The following is a 16,690-nucleotide window of genomic DNA, read 5'->3' on the forward strand; positions in this document are numbered from 1 at the left end:
TCTCCTCACTTTTTTCGCTTAACCATTTTGATGAATTCTCGGATTAGCTGCTCGTCTTTTCTCTTCTCAATCTCAACACCACTTGATACATCCACCATTATAGGATTTACTCGCAAAATTGCCTCACTTACATTTTCAGCATTCAACCCTCCCGCTAATATGAATGGGCGTTCCTGAACTCCTGTTTCCTTTAAAATATCCCAGTTAAATGTTTTACCGCTTCCCCCTTTGAACTCAATCCCAGGTGCGTCAAACAATGGGGTTACAGGATAGACACCAGCTCTATGGATATCTTCTGAGTTCTTAATTGAAAATGCCTTAAAGGCGGGCAGACCGACATGGGCAATGAATTCCGGAGTTTCATCTCCATGGTATTGCACGATATCCAATGGGACCGCTTCAAAGATTGCTTGAATCTCAGACATTGTGGCATTGACAAACACGCCTACTTTCAACACGGATTGTGGAATTTGCGATGCCAGTTCAGCAGCTTTTCCCACGGACACTTGTCTGCGAGACGGAGCAAATACAAAACCGATCGCATCAGCACCCTCCTCCACTGCCGCTTGCACATGGACGGCTTCCGTAAGTCCGCAAATCTTCACCTTTGTCATTACCCACTCACCTCGAATCCCACTTGAAGGGAACGGATCGCCCGATCAGGTGATTCACTTCTCATAAGGGTTTCACCGACCAACACAGCTCCTGCACCCGCTTTCGCGACACGTTGTGCATCGGTAGTCCCTCCAATTCCACTTTCACTAATGAGCACGCGCCCTGATTCAAACGGGAAGACAGAAGCTATTTCTTCCGTTTTCGCAAGATCCACCTCAAACGTCCGTAAGTCACGATTGTTCACTCCGACCAGTTGCGCTCCTGCTTCTAAAGCACGATCCAACTCATTAGAATCATGAACTTCGACCAACACTTCCAATCCAAGTGCTGTTGCATAGACATGCAATGCTTTTAGATCTGCATCCGGCAAGGCTGCGACAATAAGCAAGATAACGGAGGCCCCTGCTGCTAGCGCACTGTCTATTTGAATGGGATGAATGATGAAATCTTTACATAGAACCGGGATAAGAACAGCTTCAGCTACTTCCTTTAAATCCTCAAACGAACCTTTAAAAAATGGCGTATCTGTCAATACAGAGACACATGCAGCTCCCGCTCGCTCATATATCCTTGCTTGATGGACTGGGTTGACAGTGTCTTTAATAATTCCTTTCGATGGTGAAGCCCGTTTTATTTCCGCAATCACTTGTAACTGATCTGAGTTCATAATGGAATCACGCAACGATTGACGAGCTACTCTTGCTAAAGAAGCTGGGACAGTTGGTTCTGCTAACAATCTGTTTACCTCATGTTCTTTCTCTCGTAAAATATCATCGAGAATGGTCATGACGTCACCACCTTATTGGAGCACTGCTCACAAAAGGCAGCCACTTCTTCTAATTTCCTCTTCGCCCGCCCTGCAAGAATACTATCTTCTGCAAGTCGCACCCCTTCTTGAACGGTTCTTACAATACCTTCTGTGAATAACCCAATCCCAGCATTGAAGACGACTGTGTCGAATTGCGGACCTCGTTGACCATCCATGATTGAACGGATAATCGTTGCATTATGTGCCGCATCCCCACCCCTGATCGCTTCAACATTAGCTGGTTCTAGCCCCACGTCCTCAGCCGTCAACGTAAATGGAATCAAATCACCACGATCTGCAAGAACGAGTGTATTTCTACCAGCAAGTGTTGCTTCATCAAGACCTCCTGCACCCGCGACAACTACAGCCCGCTTCCGTCCCAGCATGTTCAGGACAGAAGCATACTCCATAACAAACTCCTTACGGTTAATGCCCGTGTATTGTGAATAAAGGGGCACTGGATTCGTCAATGGACCAACTAGGTTAAAGATTGTCGGACTGCCAATACGTCTTCGGATTTCTCCGATACGTTTCATCTTTGGATGCACGTTCGGGGCGAATAGGAACGCAATACCAGTCTGCTCCATCATGGCCGTCGTTTCCGATAGCGTAAGATCATTGCGCATCCCTAGCTCTTCAAGTACATCATGGCTTCCTGCAGCGCTTGAAATCTTCCGGTTGCCGTGTTTTGCAACGCATACTCCCGAAGCTGCCATGACAAAAGCAGACGCTGTACTGATGTTGAAACTGTTTGAACCGTCTCCTCCCGTTCCACAGTTATCAATATAGGATCCTTCAGGAAATTCAGGGCGAATTGCATGTGAAGACATGACGGATGCAAGGGCTGCCACTTCGTCAGCAGTTTCTCCTTTTTGTGCAAGAGACTTCAGGAAACTCGCAATTTTCTTCTCGTCTGTACGTTCATCAAACAACAGGCCTGCTACACCTTCCATCTCTTGAAACGTTAAATTTCGATTTGCTCGAATGGCCTCTATATAACTCTTCATAACTCATCTCTCCTCTTCTCAACTATTCTCTTTTCCATCAATCCTAATGGCTTTTCTTTGTCAATCCCGTTAGAGATTTGGCTTTATTGACCGTCTCCATGAATTCCGAATGTGGATTTGATGCTTCAACAATTCCGGCACCTGACTGAACACTTACAACCCCATCTTTCACAACCATTGTACGAATTGTTAGGGCAAAATCGACATTACCGTTTAGACCGATGTACCCGATTGCTCCGCCGTAAATGCCTCTCGGCTCTGACTCAAGTTCATCAATCATCTCCATTGCCACAGGTTTCGGGCTACCAGTGACCGTCCCTGCCGGCAGACTCGTCTTGAGAGCATCCAGCGCATGCATCCCCGGTGCAAGATTGCCTGTCACTTCTGATACAAGATGCATCACATGCTCATACCTCACCGTTTCTTGGTACATAGTTACTTCAACACTTGCTGGATTACAGAACTGTTTCATTTCGGTCTGACTTAACTCAACAAGCATGTCATGCTCTGCCAACTCTTTCGGATCTTTGCGTAGTGTTTGTTCCAATTCATCATCTTCTCTTTTAGTAGTCCCTCGTTTACGCGTTCCAGCAATCGGATTCGTTTGGACGCGATTCTCTTGGACACGTACAAGGCTTTCAGGAGAAGCTCCAATAACGATATGATCATCAAATTCCATGTAATACATATACGGCGAGGGATTCCTTTCTCGTAAAAGTCGATACAGTTGGAAGGGATCTCCTTCAATATCTGCTTCCAATCTTCGTGATAAGACGACTTGTTCAGCTTTTCCTGCTTTTATGTCATCGATTACTCGCTGTACATTAGTTTCAAATGCCTGTTGCGATACATCACTTCGATAGTCGGAAACCGTAACATCTGTTTCACCATCTACAACACCCGTTAAAAGTGTTGCAGCAAGTTCATCCAAATTAGGTGCCTGATGGGTAGGATGTATTTCTGTATGCACCAATGTCACTTCGTTTATATGGTGGTCATAGACAATGATTGTGTCGTAAATATTAAAATAAGCACTCGGGAATTCTATATTTGCTCTGTTATTCTCTTTTCTTCCAGCATCATATCCGAAATAGCCTACCGCACCACCTGTAAACGGAAATTCACTATCATCACTCACCCTCGGCATAAGCCGTTTGAGCAGTGTGAACAAGTCTCCTTCATGAAGAAACGAAGAGTCATTCATGTAATTGGTTTCCTCTACGCCATTTTGATGTCCTTTATAGGCTTTTAAGGGATTTGCACCTATCAACGAATAGCGTCCATTTTGTGTATGCCCTGACGAACTTTCCAACAAAAATTTATGTGTGCCTCGTAGTCTTTCAAAGAGCAAAGTAGGTGTTACCGTTTCTCCATCGATCCTTTTGGCTGTTACTCGTAACCCCATCTTTTCGATTGTCATCTGACTCTCTCCCATCTCGTTTAAGTTCTATAAAACGACAAAAAGCCCCCTGCATCCAGACAGTTATGTCTGGTTGCAGAGGACGGAAAAATCCGCGTTGCCACCTCTATTGGAATACAGAAGTACTCCCACTTCGTGTGCGTTCATTCAGCACTTCCCGTAACGCGGGAATGGCGTCCTTGAAAAAACCAGTAGATGGTTTTCACTAGGCTCTCATAAGTCCATTCACACCACAAGACAGGTCGGTTCTCACCAGCCACCGACTCTCTGAATCCGTCTAATGCGATGCTACTCTTCTTATTTCAATGATTTCTCAGCTATGCTCTTCTCGTCTCTGCTCTCCGTGGGCGGCGTCGCTCCCGACACCAACTACCCATCTGAAAGTTGTTCCAATCTTACAACCTATCGTAGTCTCTGTCAATCATTATCTTTTCTGAAAACTGTATTTTATTTTAGAAGCTTTGATTGGCAGCTAAAAAGAAGCTACAATAAGAAAAACAGTAATCAGACAAGGTGGGACCTCATGCGTATTAACAAATTTCTGAGTGAAGCGGGAATCACATCCCGGCGCGGTGCTGATAAATGGATAGAGGCTGGGCGTGTCGTCATTAACGGGAAAACTGCTGAACTTGGCAGTAAGGTCGAAGACGGCGATCTCGTTAAAGTAGATGGTAAACCGGTATCAGTTGAAGAACAACTCGTCTATCTGATGTTGAACAAACCCGTTGGAATCACAAGTACAACTGAACGACATGTCCATGGAAATGTCGTGGACTTCGTGAACCATCCCTTACGAATTTTCCACATCGGTCGTTTGGATAAGGACTCAGATGGCTTACTACTCCTTACAAATGACGGCGACATTGTGAATGAAATCTTGCGTGAAGAACACGGGCATGAAAAAGAATACATCGTGACGGTGGATCGCCCCATAACGGATCAGTTCGTACGTGAGATGGAACAAGGGGTCTCCATTCTGGATACAGTGACCAAGCTGTGTAAAGTTCGGAAACTAGGATCCCGAAAGTTCAATATCACTCTCACACAAGGGTTGAACCGACAAATCCGACGTATGTGTACGGCACTTGGCTATAACGTTGTCAGCTTACGAAGAATGCGTATTATGAACTTAACGTTGGGCAATCTACCAGTTGGTCAATGGCGTGATTTAACAGATTCAGAACGAAATGGTCTGTTCAAGGAACTGAACTATACACCCAAACGATGAAAAAACCTCTATCCCGTCGGTCAGACGCGGGGATAGAGGTTCTTTTATTTACTACACATTCACCATTTCAAGGAATTGGCGGGTTCTTTCATTGGTAGAGTGATTGAAAAACGTGTCTGGGTCTGCATCTTCGATAATGATTCCTTCGTTAAGCATGATGACTCGGTCCGCTACCTCTCTTGCGAACTTCATCTCGTGGGTAACAACAACCATCGTCATTCCTTCGTCTGCTAAGTCTTTCATAACTTGCAGCACTTCTCCTACCAACTCCGGGTCCAGTGCAGACGTTGGTTCGTCAAACAACAACGCTTTCGGCTCCATTGCAAGTGCTCGAGCAATCGCAACACGCTGTTTTTGGCCACCTGATAACTTATTCGGATAGACATCTGCCTTATCGGACAGACCTACTTTTTCCAAAATTTCAAGAGCTGTTGTTTTAGCAGTAGATTTGGCAACCTTTTTGACCATGATTGGCGCTTCCATCACATTTTCAAGCACCGTCTTATGAGGAAATAGGTTGAAATGCTGAAATACCATCCCCACTTCAGCACGGACTTTTGCAAGATCATCCTTTTTCTGATTGACCCGTTTTCCGTCAATCGTAATAACTCCTTCATTGGTCAACTCCAAGAAGTTCAGGCATCTAAGAAATGTACTTTTCCCTGAGCCACTGACACCGACGAGTACAACAACTTCGCCTGGGTGTACTTCCATATCAATTCCTTTTAACACTTCCAGTTTTCCAAACGACTTATGAACGTTTTCTGCTTTGATCATCGTATCCGCCCCCATTATTTATCCACATCCAATTTGTTCTCATACCACTTCAGTAACGCAGTGAAAATCAGAACGAGAATAAGATAGTAAAGACCGACTACGAGGAACGTTTCAAATTGTTTGAAGTTAGATGCCGCTACACGGTTCGCAACACCGAACAATTCAGATACTCCGATTACGTAGACTAGCGAGGAGTCTTTCAATGTGATGATGAACTGGTTGCCTAGTGGTGGGATTGCGCGTCGCAATGCTTGCGGAAATACAATACGTCTCATTGTTTGAGAACTATTCATCCCTAATGCAAGACTTGCCTCTCTCTGACCTCTGTCAATTCCTTGAATCGATCCACGGAAGATTTCTGCAATATAAGCTCCATTATGGATACCTAGAGCAATTGCACCCGCCCAGAAGTTTTCCAGGATGATGACCGAGGTGATCCCGAAGTACAGGAACATGATTTGAACGATCAATGGAGTTCCACGAATTAGCGTAATATATAAGTTTGCGATAGTCTGCAATACTTTGGAGTTGGAAATCTTCATTAGTGCGAAGATGACCCCAAGAATCGTACCTATAACCACTGCTATCGCTGTAATTTCAATGGTTAATAGACCTGCTTCTAAAAAACCTTTGTAGGTTTCCATAAATACATTATAAAAGGTTACAAATAACTCAGGCACCGTCACACCAACTTTCCATTAAATAGGTGGGGAGTTCACTCATTCTAATAACTCGACACCTTCCAAATCGATGTCAAGAAGGTCGCGACCGAACCACTTCTCTGAAATCTCTTTGTACGTTCCATCATCAATTAGTTCTTGGAGCGCCTTGTCTAGTGCTTTTGTCAATTCAGGGTTTTCTTTATTCACCGCAATCGATGGTTGTTCTACCCACATTGGCTTACCAACTTCTTTCAATTCAAAGCCATTATCGATTGCTTCAAATCCTACGATATCTGCTGTAATAACCGCGTCTAGACGACCTTTCACTGTCAAATCTTTGAGCGCTACTACATCACTACTGTAATACTGGATGTTATCAGATAGTTCTTTAGCAGGTGCTTCGTAAGTGGATTGCGCTACAACACCAATCTTCTTACCTTCAAGATCATCTGGACCTTTGACGTCGTCATTGTCTTTAGAAACAAAAATCATTCCACCAGAGTAATAATAAGGCTCTGTGAAATCTGCTTGTTTAGCTCGTTCTTTTGTGTACGCCATAGAACCGATAATTGCATCAAACTTTTTACCAACTAACCCCTGTAAAATTGTTTCAAATGGATTGGTTACGGGATTTGGATCAAGATCCATCTTTTCAGCTAGCGCATTTCCGATTTCAACATCAAATCCAGTTAGCTTTCCGTCTTCTTCAAAACTAAACGGCTTGTATACACCACTTGCAGCAAATGTGAATTTCCCTTTTTTAACTAAATCATAGCCGGCATCCCCAGATTCACCAGCACTGCCAGACGATTTGCCATCGTCCTCTTTACCGCATGCCGCCAGTAGTAATACTGATGCAGCAAGCATCAAAAACATCATTTTCACTTTTCCCATTCTTTGAAACTCCCCTTTTGTTTTAGCCTATAGGCTATTTTTTTAACTCTACTCTATCCACTTTCCCTAGTAGAATTCATTTAAACATGAAAATTGAAAAAACCGTAACGGAACTGTAATATCAGTTTCCTAGTGAAACATCGGGTGTAGAATTATTCAAGGAGTTCAACACCTTCCAGGTCAAGATCGAGTAAATCTCGCCCAAACCACTTCTCTGAAATTTCTTTATAGGTCCCTTCATCAATCAATTCCACGAGTGCATCGTCAATTGCCTGGCGTAGCGAATCATTCTCTTTTCTTACCGCAATTGAAGGCTGTTCCACCCATAGAGGTTTTCCAATTTCTTTAATCTCAAATCCATTGTCCATAGCTTCATAGCCGACAATATCAGACGTGATTACGGCTTCTAGACGGTCTCCTACTGTCAAATTCTTCAGTGCCACACCATCACTACTGTAATATTGCAAGTTATCGGAAAGCGTGGAGGCAGGCTGTTCATATGTCGTTTCAGCACCTACACCGATTTTCTTCCCTTTTAAATCGTCTGCTGATTTGATGGTCGTGTTCTCTTTAGAGACAAAGATCATACCTCCGGAGTAATAATATGGTTTTGTGAAGCTTGCTCGTTCAGCACGTTTCTTTGTGTAGGCCATGGAGCCGATGATCGCATCATATTTTTTTGCGACCAAGCCTTGCAAGATCGTTTGGAATGGATTAGTAACGGGGTTAGGTTCAAGGTCTAGTTTATCTGCAATAGCTTCGCCAATCTCAATATCAAAACCGGTTAGTTTCCCTCCTTCATCGAAGTTAAATGGCTTGTATTCTCCGCTAGCGGCAAAGGTCAACTTTCCTTTATGTACCAGTTCATAATCTCTTGCCTCCTCCCCTCCGCCATTTCCGCTATCGCATGCACCAAGCAACAAAAAAGAAATACCTATGCAACTAGCAATTGACCATTTGTTCATGTCTCCTTAACCCTCTCCTTTTTTAGATATGTCTTCTATTAAAACATGAAATTTCAGAAATGTGAATCTTTATACTTCCTTGTGTATTTTTTCCCTGAAGAAATGGCATTGCTGCTGTTTCTTTTCATTCCAAAAAGGGGATAGTTTTATAGGTAACGTGATTGGAAGAATAGAATGGACAAAAGGTTGGTGAGGGCGTGGCAATATTTCAACACGAAAAAAAAGATAAAAAACTGGATAAAGGTCAACTGGAAAGAGCACTAATTCGCGTATTGAATGAAGGAAAGAAAGATGCCTTCGTTGAATTCATTAATGGGCTGGAAAGCTATGAAATTGCCGCTCAATACAAAGAGCTCCCTCGGAAAAAGAAGCCTTTGTTTCTAGAGTGGCTCACAATTCCAGAGCTAACTGAGTTGCTGCGCTATCTCAGTAAAGACGAACAACTTTCTGTGCTTGAAAGGATTGGCCCGGACCGTTCCACTGAGATTTTACACAAGATGCAAAATAACGATTTAGCTTTTTTGTTGACAGGTCTTTCAAAAGCGAAAATTGATGATTTGATCGCAAAAATGCGACGGGAAGAGATGGAGTCCATCCTCCATATTATGGACTATCCACCCAAAACAGCCGGACGAGTCATGACTAACCGGTACATCCCTATCTCCCCACAGCTCTCTGTGGCCGATGCTCAACAAAAGCTAAAAAGGTTTGAGAACCTTGCTCACTATATCAATTACTTATATGTAGTGGATGAAAGCCAGCGTCTAATTGGCGTAGTTACTTTCAGGGATTTACTGCTCGCAGATGATGATCAGCGGGTATCTGACATTATGAGAACAGAGCCCATTCAAGTCGATGCACTCACTAAACAAGAAGAGGTTGCCAAACTGATTGGCAGGTACGATTTCGAAGCGATTCCTGTCACAACGGGAGACCATGTATTAGTCGGAACCATCTCTGGTGATCAAGTGCTCGATATCGTCGTCCGTGAAGCAGATGAGGACATTGAAATGCTATTGGCATCAGGTAAATCCATAGACTTCAGGACAAAACCGTTTGTCGCTGCTCGTCGCAGATTACCGTGGCTGATTTTACTTTTATTCATAGGACTGGTTTCAGGGAGTATTATTTCAAAGTTTGAAGAAACGCTGAATGCAGTTGTCGCCCTCGCTTTCTTCATGCCAATGATTGCCGGAATGACGGGGAATACAGGCACACAATCGTTAGCAGTTGTCGTTCGGGGATTAGCATCTGAAGAAATGACATGGAAAAAAACACTTAAGTTGGTGGCTCGAGAAATTGTTGTCGGAGTCGTCATCGGGGTCACTTGTGGCTCTCTTATCGCCATCATTGCGTTCTTTTGGCAAGGAAGTATGGTCCTTGGCTTTGTTGTCGGAGTCTCCTTACTAGCGACACTCATTATCGGGACCATCGCTGGTACGATAATCCCATTAGTTCTTAATAGATTCAACATCGATCCAGCCGTTGCTTCCGGACCCCTCATTACCACATTAAATGATATATTATCGCTACTAATCTACTTCGGGATCGCTACAATGTTCCTATCACAATTGAGTTAACGCCAAAACCCCTGCTTATCCCTATAATTATGGGACACGCAGGGGTTTTTGACATGAGTGAGTCTTTAATAAGCGATGCCTACACGGGCATGAAGGTGATTACAATCAAACAGCTCTAGCTCTGCGAAGTGCGCGGTGTCTCCGGTGGAAATTTGTTTCCCATCTAGAGGTAACCAATTATCTTCCGTCCGGTAGATGCCTGTAGTTTCACCATCAGGCAAGTAGGTTGGGCAAACGATTGTCCAGTCCAAGTTGGAATCTGACAGCGCTCGATACGCAGCATGGTGCTCCTCTGCAGCTGTTGTTAATTTTCGATTGGAATCCCCTGCTTCATAACGAAGTTGCTTGGTGTCAATTCGGCTCTGCAAAATACCAGCAGTACCTATCGTAAGGATTCGCTTTATATTCTCATCTCTCATAGCCTCGATTATGTGAGGAATGGCATCGCTCAATGTCGTTGTTTTATCAGTTCCAAGGGCACTCACCACAGCCTCACTACCAAGGATTGTCGTAGCAATAGCAGGCTGTTCCTTTGCATCACCTTGAATGACAGTCAAGTTAGGGTGAATGGGTAACATCTCCGGGTTTCGGGCAAGGGCTGTTACTCGATGTCCACCATCTAGCAATCTCTGTAACAAAAGCGATCCTACACGACCTGTTCCACCGAATAGTGAAATTCTCATGATTGCGTCACTTCTTCCATCAATTCCTGCATAGTTCCTGTTTCTGATAAACGAATGTGCCAACTTAACGCTTTCTCAAGAATATGAGGGGTATGTCCACCACGTAGTGCTGCCTCATTATAATAAGCCCATAATTCCTTGCGATAAGAAGGGTGCGCACAATGATCAATAATTAGCTCAACACGTTCTTTTGGGGCAAGTCCACGTAAATCTGCATACCCTTGTTCAGTGACTAGGATATCCACGTCGTGCTCCGTATGATCGACATGAGAAACGAATGGTACACAGCTCGAAATCGCGCCCTTTTTCGCAAGTGACTTCGTAACAAAAATGGCTAAGCGAGCATTACGGGCAAAGTCCCCCGATCCACCAATCCCGTTCATCATTTTAGTTCCAGCCACATGTGTGGAGTTGACGTTTCCATAAATATCGAATTCAAGGGCCGTGTTGATGGAAATCGTACCGAGTCGGCGAATGAGTTCTGGGTGATTCGAAATTTCTTGTGGACGCATAACAATTTTCTCTTTATAAAAAGGTAGGTTACGTCTTAAAATGTCCATACGTTCTTCAGTTACAGTAATCGATGTGCACGATGCCGATTTCACTTTGCCAGCATCAATCAGTTCAAATACAGAGTCTTGGAGTACTTCTGAGTAAATTTCTAAGTTTTCAAATTCAGAATCTAACAATCCGTGAAGCACTGCATTCGCCTGTGAGCCAATTCCTGATTGCAAAGGAGCTAGTTCTTTCGTTAACCGGCCTGCAGCAATTTCAGATCTCAAAAATCGGAGCAAATGTCTTGCCATTACTTCGGTCTCTTCATCTGGCTCGTCAATTGTCGAAAAGGAATCATATTCTTCTGTCAACACAATTCCAATAATTTTATCAGGGTCAACAGGAATTCCATACGTTCCGATTCGTTCATCTGGATGCCTCAATGGAATCGGCTCCCGATCTCCCAACACTCCAGGGTCATAAATATCGTGGACCCCTTCCCACTCTTCAGAATGTGCTACGTTAATTTCTACAATGATTGACTTTGCATGTTCTGCAAAAATTAACGAGTTTCCGATAGAAGTTGAAGGAATAATTGCCCCATCTTCCGCAATCGCAACCGCTTCTATAACAGCGATGTCCACTTGCGGTAAAACGCCTCCCCGTATCAGTTCAGACGTATTCGATAAATGATGATCAACAAAAAGCAACTCTCCATTATTAATGCCTTTTCGCATTGTAGTGTCCGCCTGAAATGGAAGTCGCTTATTTACAATTCCAGCTTCCGTAAAAAGTTTATCGATATCATGACCTAGAGAAGCACCTGTGAATACATTCACTTTAAAAGATTCATGTTGAGATCGTTTCACAAGTGCTTCTGGAATTGCCTTTGCATCTCCCGCGCGTGTAAAGCCGCTTAAACCGAGTGTCATCCCATCTTGGATCCAAGATGCGGCCTCTTCTGCCGTAACCACTTTATTTTTTAATGATTCCCGTCTTATTCTGTCCAACTGTCCATTCATTTCCGACAGCTCCTTAATGTAATAATAATAAGTTATTTTCTAATCCTTCTGTGAAAATAGTTCGAAGGAAGCCGATGTAATACTTGCATGGCCGTTCTTCTTATATGATACCTTCGCCATCAATCGGCTGCAACCTGTCTGAAGTTGTGTCTAAAAACCGAGAACTATTCGGACATTCCAACAGTGCAGATAAGTTTATTTTTAAAATGCTAGAAGGTCTAAAGATACAATGTTATAATTAAACCATTAGAACTAGGCACTTTTACATGCATTCACAATATATATATCTACCAATTCAAGATATCTAGTACCTGTCAATATGGAAATTCGTCATATTGCAAGAAAGGATACTGTCCTATGGTGTTAACAGAATCTAAAAATATAAAGTCTCTATCTCGACTCTTGGACGAAAAGTTCTGTGTATCCATTGCAGATACAAACGGAACGATTACCTATGTTAATGACCTCTTTTGTAGTCTTACTCAATATAATGCAGAAGAATTACTCGGTAATACATACCAATTACTATCCCCCGATTACAATTCACAACGAGTATTTGATGAAATGAATCACAGCATTAACCAGCAAGATATCAAGCAACAAATCGTTAAGAGTTTCAGAAAGGATGGGACTCCTTACTGGGTGAGCACCACAATTGTGCCTGTCATTAACGAACAAGAGATAACGACACATTACATTTCAATCGATTTGGACATCACCGCTGAACAACTAGCTAGCAAAAAACATGATGCTACGCTAAAAGTGCTTCATAATTTAGAATCTGCGCTGGATCACGCCTCTGTTATTGCCGTTACAAATGAGGCGGGTGTCATAAAGTACGTAAACTCTAAGTTTTGTGAGCTATCTAAGTATGCTGAAGAAGAGTTGGTAGGGAAAACACATCGACTCATCAATTCAGGACATCATCCGAAAGCATTTTTTGAAAACATGTGGACTACCATTAAAAGTGGTGAAGTTTGGCGCGGAGATATGAAAAACCGTGCTAAGGATGGATCTTTTTATTGGATGAATACTACGATTGTTCCATTTTCAGATGACAATGGAAAACCCTATGAATACATTTCAATCCGGACGGATATCACTTCAAGAATTGAAGCGGAGCAGGCGCTTGAATCGGCTCTAAAAAATGATTTTCGGACGACCGTGAAGAATTTGCAAAATGCTATCTTTAAATACGAAGCAGATGAAAACGGACGTATTTTCATCACTCTGTTGGAAGGTCAAATCTGTGAAAAATTAGGGCTGACGAGTACTCTCATAAATACTCGAAACGAGTCCAATCTCTTTAGCCAAACTGAGCTCCAACAACTACGTCCTTTCGTATATGCAGCTCTGTATGGGGAACCTTGTCAATTTGAGCTCGATTATTTGGACCATTCATTTATCATTTATTTGTCTCCTGTGAGTGAGAGTGGAACCGTGATCGAAGTCGTAGGGACGTGCGTGGAGATTACAGAGCGGAAAAAGGCGGAGAAACTCGTTGAACATATGGCTTTCTATGATGCCTTAACCGGGCTTCCGAATCGGAGATTGTTTGAGTCCCAGGTTAACCAAACCATTAGACAAGCCGAAAACGACTTCTCGATTATGTATTTAGATTTAGATCGCTTTAAAAATATTAATGATTCTCTCGGTCACTTCATTGGTGACGAAGTATTGAAAGCTGTTGCTGATCGGCTCTCTGATTGTCTTGGACCGAACGATTTAGCATGTCGTCTCGCTGGCGATGAATTTGTCATCATGCTTCGAGAAACCGACACCGACAAAGTCAACGAAATTTCACTACGAATTATCGAAGAAATTTCGAATTCCTATACATTTAAATCGATTGAAGTGTATATTACGCCCAGTATTGGTATTAGCCGCTTCCCATTTGACGGAGAGGATTATGACACTCTCATGCGACATGCAGATACGGCGTTATTTCTTGCTAAGGATCAAGGAAAGAGTACGCACCGTTTCTTTACGCAAGAATTGAACAATGACATGATTGAAAAGACATTGCTTGAGATGGATTTGCGACAAGCAATCAGTCGTAACGAAATGGAACTCCATTATCAACCGCAGTATGACATGAAAACTGGCGTCATGACGGGCGTTGAAGCATTGGCGAGATGGAACCACTCTAAAAAAGGATTGATTTCACCTGGTCAATTCATTCCGATTGCAGAAGAAAGTGGTCTGATTCTACCCATCGGTTTGTGGGTAATGGAAACTGCCTGTAAGCAAGCCATGCAGTGGCAAGAACAAGGCTTGTTCCCCCTACGAATGAGTGTGAACGTCTCGATTCGCCAATTCAAACAACCTACTTTCATCACCGACGTACTCAACGTTCTACAAAAGACTGGGTTGGACCCTACATATTTAAATATCGAAATCACCGAGAGCATGACGACGGATGTGCAGTACTCGCAAAAGATTTTACAGCAACTGCATAACGAAGGAATCCACGTCAGTATTGATGATTTTGGGACCGGGTATTCATCCCTTAGTTACTTAAGTAAATTTCCCATTACCCATTTGAAAATTGATCAGGTTTTCTTGCAAGATCTAAGCAGCAGCAACACCGCGATTATTAAAACCATCATCGAACTTGCTAAAAACTTGAACATCGATGTTATTGCAGAAGGCGTGGAAACGGATGAGCAAGCCACATTCTTAAGTACGCTTCGCTGTGACGAAGTTCAAGGATTTCTCTACTCTCGCCCATTGCCGAAACTCGAAATCGAGAAACTTCTGCAAACACTATCTGTCTGAAAGAGCTAGCCTGCTGCATAGGCTGGCTCTTTGTTATTCATACCGATAGATCAGAATACGTTCATCCTCATTGTCAGTTGACAGCATAGGGATTGGTAATTCTTCAAATCGCTCAAAAGGAGTTTGTTCTTCCAAAAAGTATACGAAGGCAGTCGTTGGATAATAGAGTATGACATCCACCTGACGCTCAAAGCGGTCAACAGATGCTAACACATTACGAATGACTGTCTGAAAAACCTCCACTGAGAAGGGGTTGAAAAAGTAGAATACATTTTGTCTAGCTTGAATTTCATACGTTTCTGCAGTATTTTGTTCAAACTCAATGGAGCCACGAAAACGTTTCTGTGAAGCTCGAAAGTCTGCAAGATTAACAAATGCTTCTTGCAGCAAACGCCCATTCAAGTCCACGCCTGTGACAACGTTTCCAAAACGATACGCGCTATAGATTGGAACCCTCCCTTTCCCACACCCAAAATCCACGAGATGATCCGTGGAATGTAGCGGATAGAATTCGAATAAGATATCCAATACACTGTATGGTGTAGCTTCGTAGCGGTTATAATGCGCTGAACTCTGCAAGATTTCAATTGTCCCTTCCGTTCGGATACGAAGGATTTTGTCCATTTCTTGATCGGTCATTTCTCACCCTCCTTTACGTTCACTTAAACATGGACCGGTTCGATTTGGTTTTCAGGATTTCTCCCATCCACCCCTTCTTTTTTAAATAAAAATAAAGGCCAAACGTAGTAGACAGTATGACGGTTAGTGCAAAGGCATAACCATGCACCCACTCAAATTCAGGAATCGACTTGAAGTTCATTCCCCAGATTGCTCCGAATACCGCAGCAGGTGTAAAAATTGTTGTAATCACTGTGAGTGTTTTAATAATTTCGTTACCTCGCTGATTAGACACCAATGTCTCCATATCTGTTAGTGCTTCCACTTCTTGACTGTACTCTCTAATGAGCATCCGGATCCGTTTTAGTCTCGCACAAAGTCTCTTATATTCAAGTGTCCCTAGTTGTTTTTCATCAAAAGTCTCCTCAATTGTCAATTGAGTCTCGACCAACGGGATCACCAGGTTATTCCAAATAATTAGTTCGTGTCTGCTCTGTGCAATACGTTCTAACAACTCCATATTATTATTGTCTTTAATTCCCCAAATCAGTTCCCGTAACCGATATTCGAACTGATCAATTTGCTCAAGGAATTTATGCAACACAGCATTCAAAAGCACGATAAACGCTTGAACAGCGTTTTCTGATGTATTAAGTTTTTGTTCCATTTCTTCACGTGCTTCACTCGGAAACAATTCCTGATTTAACTGCGACGTCAACAACGTATCTTTCGTTAGGAAAAATGAAAATGTCTTATTTTCATCTTTACAATGCATGCTTTGTTCGTACGTAAGTCGTCCCCAAAGCGCCTCCTCGCTCGGCACTGCAGTTGAGTTACCAATGACATCCTGTTTGTTCTTTTCAAGGGTTTCAAGCCATTTACTACTCATATGGGATTGATGGGAAAGTTCTGCTTTTAATTCGGTTTTCTGCTCGACTTCAATCCATTCCCAGTTGTCTTGCTTGAAAGAAAAATACACACCGATTCCTCTCTTTCATAAGGTTCATTTCTCTAGTTTACCTGTTCTTCCTGTTGAAGCAAACTCAGGATAGAGGATTTGCATCTATAGAAAACGGGAAGAAATATACATCGCGTGAAAACTTGAACGCTTACAAGACTTTCTGGAGTGCGTGCTATA

At 42.8% G+C, this 16,690-nt stretch carries 15 protein-coding genes and 1 other annotated feature; of the genes, 3 read left to right on the top strand and 12 right to left on the bottom strand.

The features are described from left to right. Positions 1-5: 5 nt before the first annotated feature. Genes DVB69_RS08400 through DVB69_RS08415 form a run of 4 tightly spaced genes read right to left on the bottom strand, consistent with a single transcriptional unit; the run spans position 6 to position 3,850 of the window. On the bottom strand, positions 6-614 hold the full coding sequence (locus DVB69_RS08400) for a phosphoribosylanthranilate isomerase (RefSeq protein WP_116018476.1): 609 nt from the start codon (positions 612-614) through the stop codon (positions 6-8). Next, a complete protein-coding gene (trpC, locus tag DVB69_RS08405) occupies positions 614-1,402 on the bottom strand; it encodes an indole-3-glycerol phosphate synthase TrpC (RefSeq protein ID WP_116018478.1) in 789 nt (262 codons plus the stop codon). Before trpC ends, DVB69_RS08400 begins: the two co-directional genes overlap by 1 nt. Then, positions 1,399-2,430 carry an anthranilate phosphoribosyltransferase gene (gene trpD, locus DVB69_RS08410; RefSeq protein ID WP_116018480.1) on the bottom strand — a complete coding sequence of 344 codons (1,032 nt, stop codon included), beginning with the start codon at positions 2,428-2,430 and terminating at the stop codon, positions 1,399-1,401. The genes trpC and trpD overlap by 4 nt, the downstream gene beginning before the upstream one ends. Before the next feature lie 43 nt (positions 2,431-2,473). Further along, positions 2,474-3,850 carry an anthranilate synthase component I family protein gene (locus DVB69_RS08415; RefSeq protein WP_116018482.1) on the bottom strand — a complete coding sequence of 459 codons (1,377 nt, stop codon included), beginning with the start codon at positions 3,848-3,850 and terminating at the stop codon, positions 2,474-2,476. A 75-nt stretch (positions 3,851-3,925) separates the two neighbouring features. Further along, positions 3,926-4,165 (bottom strand) — a binding site (T-box leader). A 208-nt stretch (positions 4,166-4,373) separates the two neighbouring features. On the opposite strand from DVB69_RS08415, the gene rluF reads away from it, so the two are divergent. Then, on the top strand, positions 4,374-5,078 hold the full coding sequence (rluF, locus tag DVB69_RS08420; protein ID WP_116018484.1) for a 23S rRNA pseudouridine(2604) synthase RluF: 705 nt from the start codon (positions 4,374-4,376) through the stop codon (positions 5,076-5,078). Between the two features lie 51 nt (positions 5,079-5,129). On the opposite strand, the gene DVB69_RS08425 is transcribed toward rluF, so the two are convergent. From DVB69_RS08425 to DVB69_RS08440, 4 genes are all read right to left on the bottom strand, one after another. Next, positions 5,130-5,855 carry an amino acid ABC transporter ATP-binding protein gene (locus DVB69_RS08425; RefSeq protein WP_116018845.1) on the bottom strand — a complete coding sequence of 242 codons (726 nt, stop codon included), beginning with the start codon at positions 5,853-5,855 and terminating at the stop codon, positions 5,130-5,132. 14 nt (positions 5,856-5,869) lie between these two features. Next, positions 5,870-6,535: an amino acid ABC transporter permease gene (locus DVB69_RS08430; protein ID WP_116018846.1), complete on the bottom strand. Its 666-nt coding sequence runs from the start codon at positions 6,533-6,535 to the stop codon at positions 5,870-5,872. A gap of 39 nt (positions 6,536-6,574) precedes the next feature. Next, complete coding sequence (locus tag DVB69_RS08435) at positions 6,575-7,411, bottom strand: transporter substrate-binding domain-containing protein (RefSeq protein WP_233505354.1); 837 nt, start codon at positions 7,409-7,411, stop codon at positions 6,575-6,577. Positions 7,412-7,563: 152 nt separating this feature from the next. Beyond that, a complete protein-coding gene (locus tag DVB69_RS08440) occupies positions 7,564-8,376 on the bottom strand; it encodes a transporter substrate-binding domain-containing protein (RefSeq protein ID WP_116018486.1) in 813 nt (270 codons plus the stop codon). 197 nt (positions 8,377-8,573) lie between these two features. On the opposite strand from DVB69_RS08440, the gene mgtE reads away from it, so the two are divergent. Continuing rightward, on the top strand, positions 8,574-9,956 hold the full coding sequence (mgtE, locus tag DVB69_RS08445) for a magnesium transporter (protein WP_370452935.1): 1,383 nt from the start codon (positions 8,574-8,576) through the stop codon (positions 9,954-9,956). Between the two features lie 65 nt (positions 9,957-10,021). On the opposite strand, the gene DVB69_RS08450 is transcribed toward mgtE, so the two are convergent. Then, positions 10,022-10,639, bottom strand: coding sequence for an NAD(P)-dependent oxidoreductase (locus DVB69_RS08450; RefSeq protein WP_116018488.1), 618 nt, complete (start codon positions 10,637-10,639; stop codon positions 10,022-10,024). Beyond that, positions 10,636-12,156, bottom strand: coding sequence for a succinyl-CoA:acetate CoA-transferase ScpC (locus DVB69_RS08455; RefSeq protein WP_116018490.1), 1,521 nt, complete (start codon positions 12,154-12,156; stop codon positions 10,636-10,638). Before DVB69_RS08455 ends, DVB69_RS08450 begins: the two co-directional genes overlap by 4 nt. A gap of 357 nt (positions 12,157-12,513) precedes the next feature. Between DVB69_RS08455 and DVB69_RS08460 the strand changes: the two genes are divergently transcribed. Next, complete coding sequence (locus DVB69_RS08460) at positions 12,514-14,934, top strand: sensor domain-containing protein (protein ID WP_116018492.1); 2,421 nt, start codon at positions 12,514-12,516, stop codon at positions 14,932-14,934. Between the two features lie 33 nt (positions 14,935-14,967). Here the strand turns inward: DVB69_RS08460 and DVB69_RS08465 are convergent, their stop codons facing one another. Both DVB69_RS08465 and DVB69_RS08470 read right to left on the bottom strand, forming a co-directional pair. Continuing rightward, positions 14,968-15,573 carry a class I SAM-dependent methyltransferase gene (locus DVB69_RS08465; protein ID WP_116018494.1) on the bottom strand — a complete coding sequence of 202 codons (606 nt, stop codon included), beginning with the start codon at positions 15,571-15,573 and terminating at the stop codon, positions 14,968-14,970. 19 nt (positions 15,574-15,592) lie between these two features. Continuing rightward, positions 15,593-16,531 carry a magnesium transporter CorA family protein gene (locus DVB69_RS08470; RefSeq protein ID WP_116018496.1) on the bottom strand — a complete coding sequence of 313 codons (939 nt, stop codon included), beginning with the start codon at positions 16,529-16,531 and terminating at the stop codon, positions 15,593-15,595. Positions 16,532-16,690: the final 159 nt, after the last annotated feature.

The sequence above is a fragment of the Sporosarcina sp. BI001-red genome (assembly GCF_003384035.1).
Taxonomy (GTDB): domain Bacteria; phylum Bacillota; class Bacilli; order Bacillales_A; family Planococcaceae; genus Sporosarcina.